At 44.6% G+C, this 16,262-nt stretch carries 14 protein-coding genes; 9 read left to right on the top strand and 5 right to left on the bottom strand.

What is annotated here, in order from left to right; translation table 11 throughout:
- The first annotated feature begins 57 nt into the window (after positions 1-57).
- The 5 genes from dnaQ to R7P35_RS22455 all read left to right on the top strand — a co-directional run bounded on the left by dnaQ (position 58) and on the right by R7P35_RS22455 (position 3,871).
- On the top strand, positions 58-780 hold the full coding sequence (gene dnaQ / locus R7P35_RS22435) for a DNA polymerase III subunit epsilon (protein ID WP_005380385.1): 723 nt from the start codon (positions 58-60) through the stop codon (positions 778-780).
- A gap of 8 nt (positions 781-788) precedes the next feature.
- Positions 789-2,039, top strand: coding sequence for a TIGR03503 family protein (locus R7P35_RS22440; protein WP_042521423.1), 1,251 nt, complete (start codon positions 789-791; stop codon positions 2,037-2,039).
- Positions 2,040-2,219: 180 nt separating this feature from the next.
- A complete protein-coding gene (locus R7P35_RS22445; protein WP_137282305.1) occupies positions 2,220-2,792 on the top strand; it encodes a hypothetical protein in 573 nt (190 codons plus the stop codon).
- A gap of 191 nt (positions 2,793-2,983) precedes the next feature.
- A complete protein-coding gene (locus R7P35_RS22450; protein ID WP_042521425.1) occupies positions 2,984-3,376 on the top strand; it encodes a DUF1353 domain-containing protein in 393 nt (130 codons plus the stop codon).
- Between the two features lie 84 nt (positions 3,377-3,460).
- Entirely contained in the window at positions 3,461-3,871 is a 411-nt protein-coding gene (locus R7P35_RS22455; RefSeq protein WP_005391824.1) for a GNAT family N-acetyltransferase, read from the top strand.
- A 73-nt stretch (positions 3,872-3,944) separates the two neighbouring features.
- On the opposite strand, the gene R7P35_RS22460 is transcribed toward R7P35_RS22455, so the two are convergent.
- Complete coding sequence (locus tag R7P35_RS22460) at positions 3,945-5,720, bottom strand: SulP family inorganic anion transporter (RefSeq protein WP_042521426.1); 1,776 nt, start codon at positions 5,718-5,720, stop codon at positions 3,945-3,947.
- A gap of 205 nt (positions 5,721-5,925) precedes the next feature.
- Positions 5,926-8,370: an acyl-CoA dehydrogenase FadE gene (fadE, locus tag R7P35_RS22465; protein WP_005385392.1), complete on the bottom strand. Its 2,445-nt coding sequence runs from the start codon at positions 8,368-8,370 to the stop codon at positions 5,926-5,928.
- Between the two features lie 376 nt (positions 8,371-8,746).
- Here fadE and lpcA point away from each other — a divergent pair, with 376 nt between their 5' ends.
- Both lpcA and R7P35_RS22475 read left to right on the top strand, forming a co-directional pair.
- Positions 8,747-9,322: a D-sedoheptulose 7-phosphate isomerase gene (gene lpcA, locus R7P35_RS22470; RefSeq protein ID WP_005380392.1), complete on the top strand. Its 576-nt coding sequence runs from the start codon at positions 8,747-8,749 to the stop codon at positions 9,320-9,322.
- 50 nt (positions 9,323-9,372) lie between these two features.
- On the top strand, positions 9,373-10,218 hold the full coding sequence (locus tag R7P35_RS22475) for a class II glutamine amidotransferase (RefSeq protein ID WP_005380394.1): 846 nt from the start codon (positions 9,373-9,375) through the stop codon (positions 10,216-10,218).
- Positions 10,219-10,607: 389 nt separating this feature from the next.
- Here the strand turns inward: R7P35_RS22475 and purN are convergent, their stop codons facing one another.
- Together purN and purM are read right to left on the bottom strand one after the other, a co-directional pair.
- Positions 10,608-11,264, bottom strand: coding sequence for a phosphoribosylglycinamide formyltransferase (gene purN / locus R7P35_RS22480; protein ID WP_025768256.1), 657 nt, complete (start codon positions 11,262-11,264; stop codon positions 10,608-10,610).
- Between the two features lie 151 nt (positions 11,265-11,415).
- A complete protein-coding gene (gene purM / locus R7P35_RS22485; RefSeq protein ID WP_005389861.1) occupies positions 11,416-12,456 on the bottom strand; it encodes a phosphoribosylformylglycinamidine cyclo-ligase in 1,041 nt (346 codons plus the stop codon).
- Between the two features lie 179 nt (positions 12,457-12,635).
- Here purM and upp point away from each other — a divergent pair, with 179 nt between their 5' ends.
- Complete coding sequence (gene upp, locus R7P35_RS22490; protein ID WP_005380401.1) at positions 12,636-13,262, top strand: uracil phosphoribosyltransferase; 627 nt, start codon at positions 12,636-12,638, stop codon at positions 13,260-13,262.
- 116 nt (positions 13,263-13,378) lie between these two features.
- On the opposite strand, the gene R7P35_RS22495 is transcribed toward upp, so the two are convergent.
- A complete protein-coding gene (locus R7P35_RS22495; RefSeq protein WP_005389855.1) occupies positions 13,379-14,632 on the bottom strand; it encodes a uracil-xanthine permease family protein in 1,254 nt (417 codons plus the stop codon).
- 365 nt (positions 14,633-14,997) lie between these two features.
- Here R7P35_RS22495 and R7P35_RS22500 point away from each other — a divergent pair, with 365 nt between their 5' ends.
- Entirely contained in the window at positions 14,998-16,206 is a 1,209-nt protein-coding gene (locus R7P35_RS22500; RefSeq protein ID WP_318092654.1) for a DUF2066 domain-containing protein, read from the top strand.
- Positions 16,207-16,262 lie beyond the last annotated feature (56 nt).

Below are 16,262 nucleotides of genomic sequence, written 5' to 3' on the forward strand. Positions count from 1 at the left end.
TTTTTGGTACTATTAGCCGAAACATTTAATAAAGCATAGTCTGACATACATAACCTTATGAATACCAGCAGCAATTCTGAATATAACCGCATTGTCGTTCTCGATACCGAAACCACAGGTATGAACCGCGAGGGTGGTCCTCACTACATGGGACACCGCATTATTGAAATCGGTGCCGTGGAGATCATCAACCGTAAGCTGACTGGTCGTCACTTCCACGTTTATTTAAAACCCGATCGTGAAATCCAACCAGAAGCGGTTGAAGTTCACGGTATTACGGATGAATTCTTGGTTGATAAACCGGAATACGCGAGCGTGCACCAAGAGTTTCTTGAGTTTATTAAAGGCGCAGAACTTGTTGCCCACAACGCGCCCTTCGATACCGGCTTTATGGATTACGAGTTTGGCATGCTCGATCCTAACATCGGCAAAACTGACGACTACTGCAAGGTGACCGACACCCTTGCAATGGCGAAGAAAATCTTCCCTGGTAAGCGAAACAACCTTGATATCTTATGTGAACGTTACGGTATTGATAACTCGCACCGTACACTCCACGGAGCTTTGCTCGATGCGGAGATTCTAGCCGACGTTTACCTCTTTATGACGGGTGGTCAAACGAGTCTAGAATTTAACGCGAATAAACAAGAGGGTGGAGTAGAAACCATTCGTCGTATTGAAGGAAGAAAAGCGCTAAAGGTTTTGCGCGCAAGTGCCGATGAACTAGAAGCTCACCAAAAAAGATTAGAGTTGGTGAACGACTGTATTTGGCATCAATAGGAGAAGCTATGTTGAGGGCTTTGTTGGTCGCGTTTTTAGCGATATGGAGTAGTCTCTCGAGTGCTGCGAGTGAATCTACAATGTCTTTGTTAGACAATCGCTTTCGAGTTGATCCAACCATCGAGCAGATCACGTTTTTGGTTTATCGTGAGCAAAGTTCTCAGCCAGTTGTTTTAGTCCGTCCTGACGGTAAAAAATACTATGCTTGGGGCTCTTACGACAATGTACGTTGGTATCAAGAAGCCTCACTCGATATTATTTCCGTTGATAACCCTATGCCAGGTCCATGGCAGGCTGTGGGGAAAGTTACGCCTAAAAATAACATCCGCTTAATTTCTCACCTAAAGCTCAGTACGGATCTGTTCCCAAACCGATTATATAATGGGGAAGCGCTTAAGTTTACAGCTCGCCTGACCTCCGACGGCAAACCTCTTGTACTGCGCGACTTCCTTGATCGCGTGAATCTGCGCGTGACATTTACCAAGTTTGTCGAAAATGAAGATGAGCTGATCAAAGAAGCACGTCCAGTGCCGATGGTTGTGGGTGAGTTTTCTGATGACGGCCGCGGCTTGGATGAAAAAGCAGGGGATGGTGTGTTTACGGTTCAGCTCCCAATAGACGTTGAGCCTGGTAAGTACCGCGCGCGCATCACGTCTGGCAATGGCGTATTCTTACGAGCGCAAGAACAAGTCATCTTGGTTTATCCGAACCCAATCTCTCGTACTTTTATTCAGGCTCGTAATCCCGATAAGCCACACCAATTAGTGGTGAGTGGCGAGCAAGGTATGATTGCACCAGGCTCTATAGCAGTCACAGTGAAAAAGGACGCTCCCGATGGTTTCATTAGTTACAGCCAAGGACAGGTCTCTAAAGATGGAATGAGAGTTACGTTGAACCTCAATAACGATGCTGAGCTTGGTAAGTACGCATGGCGCGGCGAGATCTTTGCCACTGATTTTGCAACTCAGCGTCCGTTGGTGTTTCCTATTCCAGAGCAAACTTTCAGTGTTGTTGATGAAGTTGATCTAGAAGCTGCTCGAATTGCAAAAGAAGCTGAATTAGCCGAGCAGCGCCGTATTGAAATGGAAAAGCAAATTATCGCTGAGCGGGAGGCTGAGCGTAAGCGCAGCATGATTATTATCGCGGTAGGTAACTTGATAATGCTGCTGATTGTGATCATTGCATGGATAGTCTGGCGCAAAATTAAAGCGAAGCGCGATGCCATGCCAGAGATGCAATTAGAAGTACCAAAGAAATAGTAGTAACACATAAAGCGAGAAACGGAGCCAATCGGCTCCGTTTTTTTATCAAGTTACCAAGTTGGAAGAAGAAAAATGGATAAATTATGAATATTTAAGTTTACTGTACTCAAATATATGTTTGGGATTTTATATAAATAATATATCATTTTTACTTTCTAAATTGGTTGCATTTTTAATGTGACTAACTTTCAAAACAATCAATTAAAGATAAAAGAAATAATGAATAAAATTTTAGCTTTTTTTTGTGCAGTGATAATTGTAGGTTGTTCTTCTATTGATAATGGTGTTAATAATCCAGATTCGGGAAGTAATAATTTAAAATCACTTGATACCTTCACTTTCGATCCCTTAAGTAAAATCCAAAAAGTAGAAATACCAACTTATTATGATGGCTTGTTTGATACAGCAAGACCCTATTTAGATGAAAAGTACCCTTACACCTATGTCAGTAAACCTCAAGCATACATAATTGATGACGAGATTATTTCTTTTGCTCCTTGGTTTCCTGTCGAAGGAAGGTTTACGGTTTTTCCAACCGCTCACTATATAGTTATAACTCAAGAAACCGAGAGTGGCTTAGTCTCCGCACGATTTAATCATGAACAAGTAATTAAGCTGTTAAGTGAAGAGTATAAAATTACTGAGCATACAAGTCCGTTTTTTCATTATGTTCTAGAGGTTTCTCCAAGTGAACAAGCCAATTTTGTAGAAGATATCCATAAAAAATTGAGTAGACTTCCTTCAGAATAAGGATTGTTGGTTAAATTTTGGTCAATAAAGTCAGGGGTTCTGGCTTTATTGATTGCATGGAGTTCTATTTATATTGATTTGGGCTTTGTAATAGGTAGTACGCCATAATAACAAGAGCCGATCTTGTAGGGTTTCTGGATAAATATTCAGCTGTGCGTGATAAATAAGAATAAGTAAACGCGAGGTCTCTGATGAAATACAAAAAGCGTCAGAAGTATAAATACACTCTCCATTCTGAAGAAAAGATTGAGACGCACATTTCAGTGAGTCAGGCGTATGACAGCCCTTTTCTTAGTTTGTCCAAACAAGGCGTGTTAACGATTAAAAAGGGCTATGCATGGGATGGAGCGAGTGGGCCAGCGTTAGACACAAAAAACATTATGAAAGCTTCTTTAGTGCATGATGCTCTTTACCAACTCATGAGGGAAGAGGTGTTGCCTCAAAGTGCTCGAAAGCATGCGGATGCGTTGTTGAGAGAAACGTGTTTAGAAAAAGGAATGTCTAGCTTCAGAGCAGCTTATATCTATTATGGCGTCAGAGTTGTCGGCGGCTTCTTTTCTAGACCCGATACTTTGTGTGCTTAATGGGAACATCTTTCCAACGTTTAACTGTTTATTTATACAGTTTAGTTATGTAAGCTCCAAGGTGATACAAAGGAGTAGTACATAATGACAATAAGATATGAAGAGCATGTGCCAAGCCCGAAAGAATACTGTGATATGCGTATCAAAGCCGGGCTATCACCCAAATCGTTGAAAGCTGCTGAAATTGGCCTACCCAATTCGTTATATGGCGTATCTGTTCGGGATGAAGGAAAGCTCATTGCAATGGGTCGGGTTGTTGGTGACGGGGCGTGTAACTTCGAAATTGTCGACGTTGCCGTTGATTCTGATTATCAAGGTAACGGTTTAGGTAGAAAAGTCATGGAATACATCGACGGTTATCTTTCTTCTGTTGCACTTGAAGGCTCTTACGTTTCTATGATTGCTGATGAACCGGTCTTTTACGAAAAGCTTGGTTATAGGCTGGTGGCTCCTAAAAGCCAAGGGATGACAAAAAAGTTTAAGCCAAAGGCGTAACACGTATTCAGCTGTGAAGATAAGCACTAGAAAACAGGAGTTTAATTTCCTGTTTTCTATATTAAATTTGTATTTAAGCCACTTCTGGAATTGGTTTGGGTAGCTGCTCTAAATCAGGCTCTTTTTGAACAGTAGGAATTTGTCCCTCACCCACAGCACTGATGTAACAGCCACTAAGTTTAATGGCAAGGTACATATCAGCTCGCAGTAAGATGCCTCCTTCACTGGTGCTGATACCAGTAAGCTCACACCATTGACGAAGACGTCGTTTCCTTCCTGCGAGGATTAAGCGTACACCTCTCTTTTTCAAAGTATTGTGAATATCTGCCAGTGTTGCCATCACACTGAGATCCAAGTGAGTAAAGCTCGATACGGCGTCGATGACAACGCAACTTGCGTCTTTGTGATGCTCTGCCTGCTCTAACACTCTACGTTTAAAGTAAGGAGCATTGAAGTAAGTTAGCGGTGAGTTAAAGCGGTAAATCACCATTCCAGGAATAGGCGAAGCTTTTCCTGAGTCGTCGATGGTCCGAATGGTACCTTTTTCATCCAAGCCAAGTAGCTGATCACTCGGCCGCATGACAATACGTAAAAATTGAAACAGCCCTAGCAATACCGCCAAAGTGATCCCCGGTATTACACCCACGATCAACACAGAAATAAAAGTAATGATGGCCAGATAAAATGCATCTTTGTCACGAGATTTTAATTTCCAAATTGCTTTAAGATCGAGCAGCGATAGGGACGCAATGATCAATACAACACCAAGTGAAGCGATAGGGATGAACTGCAAAGGCTCGTAAATAAATACCGCAATAATGGCGATGGTGATTGCGGCGACAATCGAAACTAATTGAGATTTACCGCCATTTGCATCATTGACGGCTGTGCGTGAGTCAGCGCCGCTTATCGCGAAACCTTGTGAAAACGCTGAGGCAATGTTGGCAAAACCCAACGCCTGAAACTCTTTATTTGCATCAATATCATAACCGTTTTTAGCCGCGAAACTGCGGGCGGTGAGCATCATGCTAACAAAACTGACAATCGCAAGGTTGAGCGCTGGGACTACTAGTTCACGAACTTCACCTAGCTCAAATTCTGGTGTTTGAAACTGAGGGAAGCCACCTTGAGTGAGTCCGACAACCGATACGCCCATCTCTTGTAAATGGAAAAACCAAACTGACGCAGTAGTTACGAGGATCGCCAGCATGGCAGCAGGCCAAGTTGGTCGGTAGCGTTTGGTGAGCAAATAAACGACAACCGTCACGATACTCAGAGTTACAGTAGGCCAATGAAGATCGGTTAATCGTTGTGGAGCTTCCCATAAACGTTCCAGTAAATAACGTTGCTCGTATTTCAAACCGACTACTTTCGCAAACTGACCAACGATAATTGTGAGAGCAACACCGTTGAGTAGACCCAAAAGAATCGGACGAGAAAGGAAATCTGCAAACACTCCTAGCTTGAAACGACTTGCCAGTACACACCAAATCCCCGTCATCGCTGTCATGGTCATAACCAACTGCCAATGTTTTGTGGGGTCACCTGCGGCAAGTGGTGTCACAACAGCAGCGATCACTGCACAGGTTGCTGCATCGGGTCCGACAATGAGTTGTCGAGATGTGCCCATCATGGCGTAAACCAACATTGGCAGTACACACGAATACAGACCGACAATTGCGGATACACCAGTTAACTGTGCATAAGCTATGGCAACTGGCAGTGCAACCGCGACAACAGAAAAGGCGGCTCTAAAGTCGTTAACAAACCATTCTTTTTGATAATGCTTAAGCTGAACAAGCCCTGGGAACCACTGTGCGAGTAATATTTTAGCCAACGGATTTACCATATATGTGAGTGAGTTACTTAAAGTATACACCGCTTAGTTGGAACGTCTGTGAGTTAGTTATCACTGGAAATCGGGGGAAAGATTGGAGTGCGTGGCTTTTATTGCGATTGCGCAGGGGCTTCGTGGTGTGAGGTGTTATGAATGCGATTCTGGAAGCAATAAAAACGGGAGCTGATACTCCCGTTTGTGGTCTCAGATACTAGAGTTACGCGACACTATCCATCTGAGGGTATAGCGGCTTTGCGGCAAGCAGTTCCGGCTCAAAATCGTCAACGTTGATTGTATCTAGACGATGCTGTTCCGCTTCTCTGAGTAGATCGGCTTCTTCTTGCGTGATAAAGCCTTGCTCTAGCCCTTCCTGAGCAATCATATCCAAACGTAAGAATGGGCGACGCTTACCCTGCGCTTTACATACTTTGTCAAACACAGGCTCAGCTTGAAGAATGACTGATAGTGCAAGTTCAATCTTACCTGCTGCGTTGTGCTCGGTTGGTTCAAGGTATTGACCGCGACCAATGCGTGAGCGCGTTGCACTTGGCGTTTGTAGAATGCGCGCCACTTTACTGTCTAGTTTATCGCTTGGTGCTTTGCGTACGCGACCAAATGGCATGATTAATACGCGTAGCGCACGGCCAATTACTTTGTTCGGGAAGTTTGCTAAGAATTCATCTACTGCCACTTCCGCTTGTTTCAAACTGTCTTGTAGACCCCAGTGTACTAATGGTAAATCTTCGACTGGACGGCCATCTTGCTCAAAACGTTTCAACGTCGCAGAGCTCAAATATAGCTGGCTTAGAATGTCACCAAGACGTGCTGATAGACGCTCTTTACGCTTCAAAGAGCCACCTAGCACTGCCATTGAGATATCCGATAGCAGAGCAAGGTTTGCACTGTAACGGTTCAATTGTTGGTAGTAACGCTTGGTTGCATCTTTGGTTGGTGATGAAGAGCCCAGACCGTCGCTCAAACCAAACCAGATACTGCGCACTAGGTTACTCATTGTAAAGCTCACGTGACCAGCAAGCGCTTTATCAAACTTCTCGACAGCATTACTTGCTTCAGAATACGCCGCGTTCATTTCTTCAAGAACGTACGGATGGCAACGGATTGCGCCTTGGCCAAAGATGATCATTGAGCGTGTTAGAATGTTAGCACCCTCAACCGTTACTGCGATTGGCGCACCTTGGTAACCACGAGCTAGGAAGTTAGAAGGTCCCATACAGATACCTTTACCGCCTACGATGTCCATTGCATCGATGATGCTTTGCTGGCCGCGGTGCGTACAGTGATACTTCACGATAGCTGAGATTACTGAAGGCTTTTCACCTAAGTCGATACCCGCAACGGTTAAGTTGCTTGCTGCATCCATCACGTAAGCATTACCACCCAAGCGTGCTAATGGTTCTTCAACCCCTTCCATATGGCCGATAGGCTGTTTGAACTGACGACGAATACGTGAGTAAGCACCGGTTGCCATTGCCGCAGTTTTGATGCCACCTGTTGAGTTTGAAGGTAGCGTGATACCACGTCCAACCGACAGACACTCAACCAGCATACGCCAACCTTGGCCCGCCATTTTTTCGCCACCGATAATGAAATCGATAGGAACAAAGATGTCTTTACCGCGCGTTGGACCATTTTGGAATGGTACATTGAGTGGGAAGTGTCGGTTACCAATCTCAACACCTTTGACATCAGTTGGGATAAGCGCACAAGTGATGCCAAGATCTTCTTTGTCGCCTAGCAAACCTTCAGGATCGCGAAGTTTAAATGCTAAGCCTAGTACCGTTGCGACTGGCGCTAGGGTGATGTAGCGCTTGTTCCAAGTCAGGCGCATACCCAGTACTTCTTTTCCTTCCCATTCGCCTTTACAGACCACACCGTAATCTGGAATAGATCCAGCGTCAGAACCCGCTTCTGGACTTGTTAGGGCGAAACAAGGGATTTCCTTACCTTCAGCTAGACGCGGTAAGTAATGATTTTTTTGATCTTCAGTACCGTAGTGTTGCAGTAGCTCACCTGGGCCCAAAGAGTTAGGAACACCAACGGTAGACGATAGAACGCCAGAAACACCCGTTAATTTTTGTAGCACCAAAGATTGCGCGTATGCTGAGAATTCCAGACCACCGTACTTTTTCTTAATGATCATGGCGAAGAACTTATGATCTTTCAGGTATTGCCAAACTTCTGGCGGTAAGTCCGCGAGTTCATGGGTCACTTGGAAATCACTCACCATGGCGCACACTTCATTCACAGGGCCGTCTAAAAAGGCTTGTTCTTCCGCACTTAACTTAGGTGCTTGAATTGCGTGTAGCTTTTGCCACTCTGGTTTGCCTTTAAATAGTTCGGCTTCCCACCAGACGGTACCTGCGTCTAACGCTTCTTTTTCGGTTTGAGACATAGCTGGCAGCACTTTCTTGAAAAGCACTAACGCTTTGCGGCTAATTAAAGACTGACGTACGCCAGGAACCGCGAGCACAGCTGCGGCGAGAACGTAAATAGCCCAACCAATAACGCCGACAGTACCAGCTACTGTAAGAGCCAGCATGGCTGCGGTGAGTAAGCTAATAGATTTCACGAGAGACATGCGGTGGTAGAGCGTAATGCCTAGCACGATCGCCATCGTGATGATTGAGAGCAAGATGTCCATATGTATTTTCCTTTTCAGACTTTATAAGTTTTGTACGTCTGTATGTTAGGTAAGAGGTCTAACCAGTTGGTTTAAGTGTAATCAAAATATTAAGGAAATGTAAAACATAAGATTGGATAAAAAGTGATCTAAGTAGAGTTAAAATTCTAAAGTTGAGATTTGAGTGATGGTTTCATGAGCAAGTTGACAAGTTTATTACCATCACTAATCTAAATCTGTTGGTTCACTATCGACACTAATTCTCGTTTGTGGGTAAACTCAGAGTAATCAAACCCGAGTTCAGGTTTATGAAATGTCCGATACCAAATTGGTATCAGAACAATTTGCTCAGTGAGTCAAGAGCTGACTGAAGCCGAAATAATAAAGAGAACGTCTTATGTACCATGATCTGATTAGAAGTGAATTAAACGAAGCTGCTGAAGTGCTCAACAAATTTTTAAGCGATGACCATAACATTGCGCAAATCGAAGCAGCGGCGAAAATGATTGCTGACTCATTCAAGCAAGATGGTAAAGTATTGTCATGTGGTAACGGTGGTTCTCACTGTGATTCAATGCACTTTGCCGAAGAGCTAACAGGCCGTTACCGAGAAAATCGTCCTGGCTATGCTGGTATTGCTATTTCAGATCCAAGCCACCTTTCTTGTGTGAGTAATGACTTTGGTTATGACTTCGTGTTTTCACGTTATGTAGAAGCGGTTGGTCGAAAAGGTGACGTACTGTTTGGTCTGTCGACTTCAGGTAACTCAGGTAACATCCTGAAAGCGATTGAAGCAGCACAAGCGAAAGGCATGAAGACGATTGCGCTAACAGGTAAAGATGGCGGCAAAATGGCAGGCCTTGCAGATATTGAAATCCGCGTGCCACACTTTGGTTATGCAGACCGCATTCAGGAAATTCATATTAAGATTATTCATATCATCATTCAGTTGATCGAAAAAGAGATGGAATAATCGTTTACGGCCACCGTTTCGAGCTGTGTTGTTAGGGAGTTTTTTAAACCATGTGTGAATTGCTCGGTATGAGCGCTAATGTTCCAACGGATATTTGTTTCAGTTTTACTGGGCTCATGCAGCGTGGAGGTCGAACCGGCCCACACCGTGACGGATGGGGGATCACCTTCTACGAAGGGAAGGGCTTTAGAACCTTCAAAGATCCCAAGCCAAGTTGTGAGTCTAAAATAGCAGAGTTGGTACAAAATTATCCCATCAAAAGTCGTGCGGTCGTTAGTCATATCCGACAGGCGAATCGTGGTGGTGTTAATTTAGAAAATACTCATCCCTTTACACGTGAGCTGTGGGGTAGGTATTGGACGTTTGCGCATAACGGTCAGCTCTCTGGCTATCAAGACTTGCATACAGGTCGACATCGACCTGTCGGTGAAACCGATAGTGAACTGGCATTTTGCTGGTTATTGAAGCAAATGGAAGATCGATATCCTGAGCCACCAAAGGATATGGAGTCGGTATTCTTATATGTTGCTAAATGTTGTGATGAGCTAAGAGAGAAGGGTGTATTTAACATGCTTCTGAGTGATGGTGAGTATGTAATGACGTATTGCACCAATCATTTGTATTGGATCACAAGACGCGCACCGTTTGGAAAAGCTGCTTTGCTTGATGAAGATGTGGAAATTAACTTCCAAGAAGAAACCACGCCACATGACATCGTTTCTGTGATCGCAACTCAACCTTTGACGGGCAACGAAGCTTGGCAGCGTATGAAACCTGGCGAATACGGCTTGTTTCACCTAGGTGAACTAGTCAAAAATAATGCCTCTGAACTGGTAAATGTGCCGTTTGCGGCGGCTAAGCCGGGCAATCAAGCGCCAACCGAACCGTTAGAGTGATGGTCTCTTACTCTGAATATAAAAATAAAGCTCGCTTAATCGCGAGCTTTATTTTTATGCGTTTTAAACCGAGGGCGGATACGGATGAGCATTCTTACTTTCTAGAGTGCTGGTAGTAGAGTCCTAGTCTCGCTAAGGCTTGCTGTAAAGACGTAACTGATAGAAATTTCTCATAAAACACCTCGTCAGTCTGAACGGTGAAGAACGAACCAGATTCAGAATCTACTTTCCGAGTGTTATGTTACTCAAGTGGTTATGGGATTTTTTAGAATGTTGGGTTTTAGGTTTCTAGTCTCACCATGGTTTTCTTGAATCAAGTTTATAAGTATTAAAACAACCAAGAGCAGCCCTCAGGCTGCTCTTTTGTGCCTGGAGTTTATTATTCAGGGCTACTCATCTGAGGCGTACCCATGTACGCCAAGCTCTGCGCCATCTAAATAGGCTTTACCATCCTTCATGATCAACCGCTCGTCTACCAGCCACTTAGCCACCATAGGGTAGATTCGGTGCTCCTGCGCCTGAACACGTGCCGCAAGTACACTAGCATCATCGTCTTCGAACACAGGAACTTTTGCTTGCAGTATGACAGGGCCACCATCAAGCTCTTCCGTTACAAAGTGCACACTCGTACCATGTTCTTTATCGCCAGCATCAATTGCTCTCTGGTGTGTGTGTAGCCCAGGATATTTTGGTAGAAGAGAAGGGTGGATATTGATCATCTTACCCATGTAATGAGAAACAAATGCGCTGCTCAGAATGCGCATGTAACCAGCAAGAATAATCACGTCTGGTTGGTATTCATCTATTTGACTCATTAGCTCTGCATCAAAGCTTTCACGCGAGCTGAATGCTTTAGGGTCGACAAAGTGACCGTCTACATCAAACTTTTTTGCACGTTCTAAACCAAAAGCATCTGCTTTGTTAGAGAACACGGCTGCCACTCGTGCGTTTGGCATGCTGTCTTCGCAAGCTTCCAAGATAGCTTGCAGGTTACTTCCGTTACCCGAGATGAGGACCACAAAGTTTTTTAGGGTATGGTTTTTCATGATGTCGAGAGCGCCTTGGTATTGTAGGTTGGAGTTATGTAGCTTCTAAACTACCTACTAATAGAATGGTTTTTAGTGTTCTAGATAGCAAAATGAGGACCTAGTCATCTAGTGTCCTCATTCTTCTTATCTTTTGAGCTCGATTTGCAAATTATTGGATTTCAACTTGCTCTTCGTTCGCGTCTGCTTGTGCGATTTGACCAATCACCCACGCGTTTTCGCCTTCTTCTTTAAGAAGAGCAACTGCTGCGTCTGCCTGGTCTTTCGGTAGTGCGACGATTAGACCTACACCACAGTTGAATGTGCGGTACATTTCGTGTGTGTCGACGTTGCCTTTCTCTTGTAGCCACTTGAAGATAACTGGCCATTCCCAACTGTTACCATCGATAACTGCTTTCGTGCCTTCAGGCAGTACGCGTGGGATGTTTTCCCAGAAACCACCACCAGTGATATGAGAAATCGCATGGATGTCGTGTTTCTCAATCATCTTAAGTGCTGACTTGATGTAAATTTTTGTTGGTTCTAGTAGGTGCTCACCAATAGTGCGGCCTGCTAGCTCTTCGCTCTTATCTGCACCAGATACTTCTAGGATCTTACGGATAAGGGAGTAACCGTTTGAGTGTGGGCCGCTTGAGCCAACAGCGATAAGTGCATCACCAGCAGCGACTTTCGTGCCGTCAATCACGTCTTCTTTTTCTACTACGCCAACACAGAAACCAGCTACGTCGTAGTCTTCGCCTTCATACATGCCCGGCATCTCCGCAGTTTCGCCACCAATTAGGGCACAACCTGCTTGAACACACCCTTCAGCGATACCTGAAACAACATCCGCTGCGGTATCAACGTCTAGTTTGCCTGTTGCATAGTAATCTAGGAAAAACAGTGGCTCTGCGCCTTGCACGATAAGATCATTTACACACATTGCCACTAGGTCGATGCCGATCGTGTCGTGCTTGTTCATATCCAGTGCTAGGCGAAGTTTTGTGCCAACGCCATCAGTACCAGAAACCAGTACAGGTTGTTTGTATTTAGTTGGCAATTCGCATAGCGCGCCAAAACCACCGATACCACCCATAACTTCAGGGCGACGAGTACGTTTTACCGCACCCTTAATACGATCCACAAGCGCGTTGCCTGCATCAATATCTACACCAGCGTCTTTATAGCTAAGAGAAGAGTTGTTACCACTCACAGGGAAGTCCTCGGTATTAAGTTGGATATGAAAACGGCGCTATTCTAACAGTGCTTAAACATAGATAGCAAACGTTTGCGTCTGTTTTTTTCTTTAGTGATTTATCCTGATATCCCTGTGAAAATCATGTATAATCTGAAGGTTTGTTTAAATATTGCCAACTATAGCCGGAGATGGACATGAAAGTTGTTGAAGTAAAGCACCCTCTAGTAAAACATAAAATTGGTCTAATGAGAGAAGGTGACATCAGCACAAAACGTTTTCGTGAGTTAGCGACTGAGGTCGGTAGCCTACTTACTTACGAAGCAACGTCAGACTTTGAAACAGAAAAAGTGACCATTGATGGTTGGAACGGTCCGGTAGAAGTAGACCAGATTAAAGGTAAAAAAGTAACCGTAGTGCCAATCCTACGTGCAGGTCTAGGCATGATGGATGGAGTTCTTGAGCACATGCCAAGCGCACGTATCAGTGTTGTGGGTATTTACCGTGATGAAGAAACGCTTGAGCCAGTTCCTTACTTCAACAAGCTTGCTTCAAACATCGAGGAGCGTATTGCGCTTGTTGTTGACCCAATGCTTGCAACAGGTGGTTCTATGATTGCTACTATCGATCTCCTAAAAGAGAAAGGTTGTAACCAAATCAAAGTGCTGGTACTTGTTGCTGCACCAGAAGGTATTGAAGCGCTAGAAAAAGCACACCCAGATGTTGAGCTATACACTGCGGCAATCGATGAGAAGCTTAATGACAAAGGCTACATCGTTCCGGGTCTAGGCGATGCAGGTGATAAGATCTTCGGTACTAAGTAATTCTTTGATGTATTACTATGACTGAACAGAAAAAGGCTTGGTGAAAACCAAGCCTTTTTTGTATCTACAAGAGGAGAAGAGTAAGACACGCCACCTAATAAAGCGGCGCAAACGAACTATTTCGCGCTTTCTTCTTCCATTTGTGCGTTATCCACAACGTGGTTTTCACCTAAATCGTTTGGTAGCACAAGGTTAAGAATAATTGCCACGATACCGCATAGGCTCACACCTTGTAGACTGAACTCACCAATACCGAAAGCCATACCACCAATGCCAAACACAAGGGTTACGGCAACAATCACTAGGTTACGAGACTTATGTAAATCAACGTTATTCTTGATCAGTGTGTTGAGGCCTACCGTTGCGATGGAGCCGAACAGCAGAATCATGATGCCGCCCATAACAGGAACTGGAATCGTTTGAAGAACCGCACCTAGCTTACCTACCAATGCAAGTACGATTGCGGTGATTGCTGCCCAAGTCATGATCACAGGGTTAAATGCTTTGGTTAGCATTACCGCTCCTGTTACTTCACTGTAAGTGGTGTTTGGTGGAGCACCCACCATCGAAGCTGCGATAGTTGCCACCCCGTCACCTGCGATTGTGCGGTGAAGGCCTGGTTTTTTCAGGTAGTTTTTACCTGTAACGTTTGAGATAGCAAGCATGTCACCTACGTGCTCAACCGCAGGTGCGATAGCGACAGGAATCATGAACAAAATTGCGTTGATATTGAACTCTGGCGCGGTGAAGTTTGGCATGGCTAGCCAAGCCGCTTGTTCTACGGGAGTGAAATCAACCACACCGTAGAATAGAGAAACAGAGTAACCAGCAAGAATACCACCAACAATAGGAACGAGCTTCAAAAAGCCTTTTGCAAAAACGCTGAGTACAATGGTTGTGAGCAGTGAGACCGCCGAGATAATGATCGCAGCATCACCATTAACTAGCTGTGCAGCTCCATCACCAGTTTTACCTACCGCCATGTTCACTGCCGTTGGGGCAAGGCCAAGGCCGATAACCATGATCACAGGGCCAACGACAACGGGCGGGAGAATTTTATGGATAAATCCAACACCACGCACTTTGATCATCGCCCCTAGAGCCACATAAACTAAGCCCGCTGCCATCAAGCCGCCCATCGTTGCACCGATACCCCAAGTTTGGATACCGAACATAATAGGAGCAATAAACGCAAAAGAAGAGGCAAGGAAGATGGGAACAGAACGTTTAGTCATTAATTGGAAGAGGAGAGTACCGACACCGGCACCAAAGAGGGCTACGTTTGGATCAAGGCCAGTTAGGAGCGGCACAAGCACCAAAGCACCAAAAGCGACAAAGAGCATTTGAGCGCCTTGTAACGCGTTTTTCATAATAATTCCCTATTTTCAAGATACGCAGACAAATCCGGCGAATACTATCATCCTGCAATCGTTTGCAATGTTGCATAGATCAAACTTTCGATTGAATTTTTCTCATAAATAGCACTTTTGAGAGTTGCTTGCTTGCAAATTGTCCTCTTTTACGTGTCTTGCGTGAAGATGAAAAATGGACAGCCTAACTTGTTGAGATAGCTTAATAAGCAATGAGTTTATTATAAAAAATAGCACTGAAGCGCTGGTTGAGGCCCGAGTTAACAAAGCTGGTCATAATACAGACAATTTACTCAGTACTTGCCTTGCTCAAGATTTGATAGTTGCTTATTATTCGGGTTCTTGTTCAGAGGATTATAAAAACTATGCGCTATTTAGCTCTCTTACTGATAGGTTGGTTGTCCCTACCTGTATATGCATTAACTCAGGTGGATATCTATCGTGCCGAAGTGGTTATCGACAGTGAGCAGAACGACGGTGAGTCTTTGGCTCGTCAACAAGGTATGCAGGATGTGATTGTTCGAGCGACCGGTTCTCAATCCTCTTTAAGCAATCCAGTGATTAAAAAGGCACTCAGCTCAAGTGCGCGTTACATTTCTCAACTGAGCTATGGGCAGGTTGATGGAAAAGCGAGCCTAAAAATGTTGTTTAACAACGACCAAATCAGCTCTCTTTTAACACAAGCACAATTGCCATCTTGGTCGCCAAATCGTGCCAATATTTTAGTTTGGATGGTTGAAGAACGGGGTTACGATCGTAACATTGCGTGGGAACATTCTGAATCTTCAAATGTTGCAGCACTTCGTAGCGCAGCGAAATTAAGAGGCCTACCAATCACTATCCCGGTTGGGGATTTTGATGATGTGACCGGTGTTAATGTCTCTGATCTTTGGGGCGGCTTTATTGAGCCAATTGGTCAAGCCAGCCAGCGCTACCCAGCTGACGCCGTTTTGGTTGTACGAGCTCAAGGTGAACAAATTCGTTGGACACTCTACGACCAGTCGCCAACGAGAATTGTAGAAGCGCAACGTTCTCCGCGTAGCGGGTCTGCATCAGGTGCTAATGCTATTGCAGAAATGGTGGATGGCATCGCAGACTACTATGCAAGTAAGAGTGCAGTTGTGGTTTCAGGAAAGTCTTCAAAAGCGCTAGCAGTGAAAGTCCTTAATGTAACCTCTGCAACGGACTTCTTCCGTTTAGAGAATGCGTTAAAACAACTTAATTCGGTTGCGGGTACAGAGATTAAGCGTGTTCAAGGGGACGAGTTAACGCTCAACATCCACCTTTTGGCATCACAACAAGCTTTTGAGAAAGAAGCTTCTTCTATTTCTCAATTAATGGTTTTTGAAGATCCTTTAGGTGAAGTTGATGCCCCAGCTTCAACTCAAGAAGAAGAGCCATTGGTTCAGAGTAATGAAGCAAAAGACGCCGCGACGCCAAAAGAAGCGCAGCCTGAAATACCAGTAGATATTGTGGCAGAAGCAAGTGACGAAACACAGCCAACTCAGCCGATGATTGTGGAGCCTGTCCGAGAACAGTATGACTTGATCTACGAGTGGCGCTCGGCATCGTAATCTCCTTGGTAGCGTTCCAGGCGTGAAACGCAAGGATCAAAGACCAATGTGGTAAG

This window comes from Vibrio sp. Vb0304, assembly GCF_033338995.1.
Classification (GTDB): Bacteria; Pseudomonadota; Gammaproteobacteria; order Enterobacterales; family Vibrionaceae; genus Vibrio; species Vibrio alginolyticus.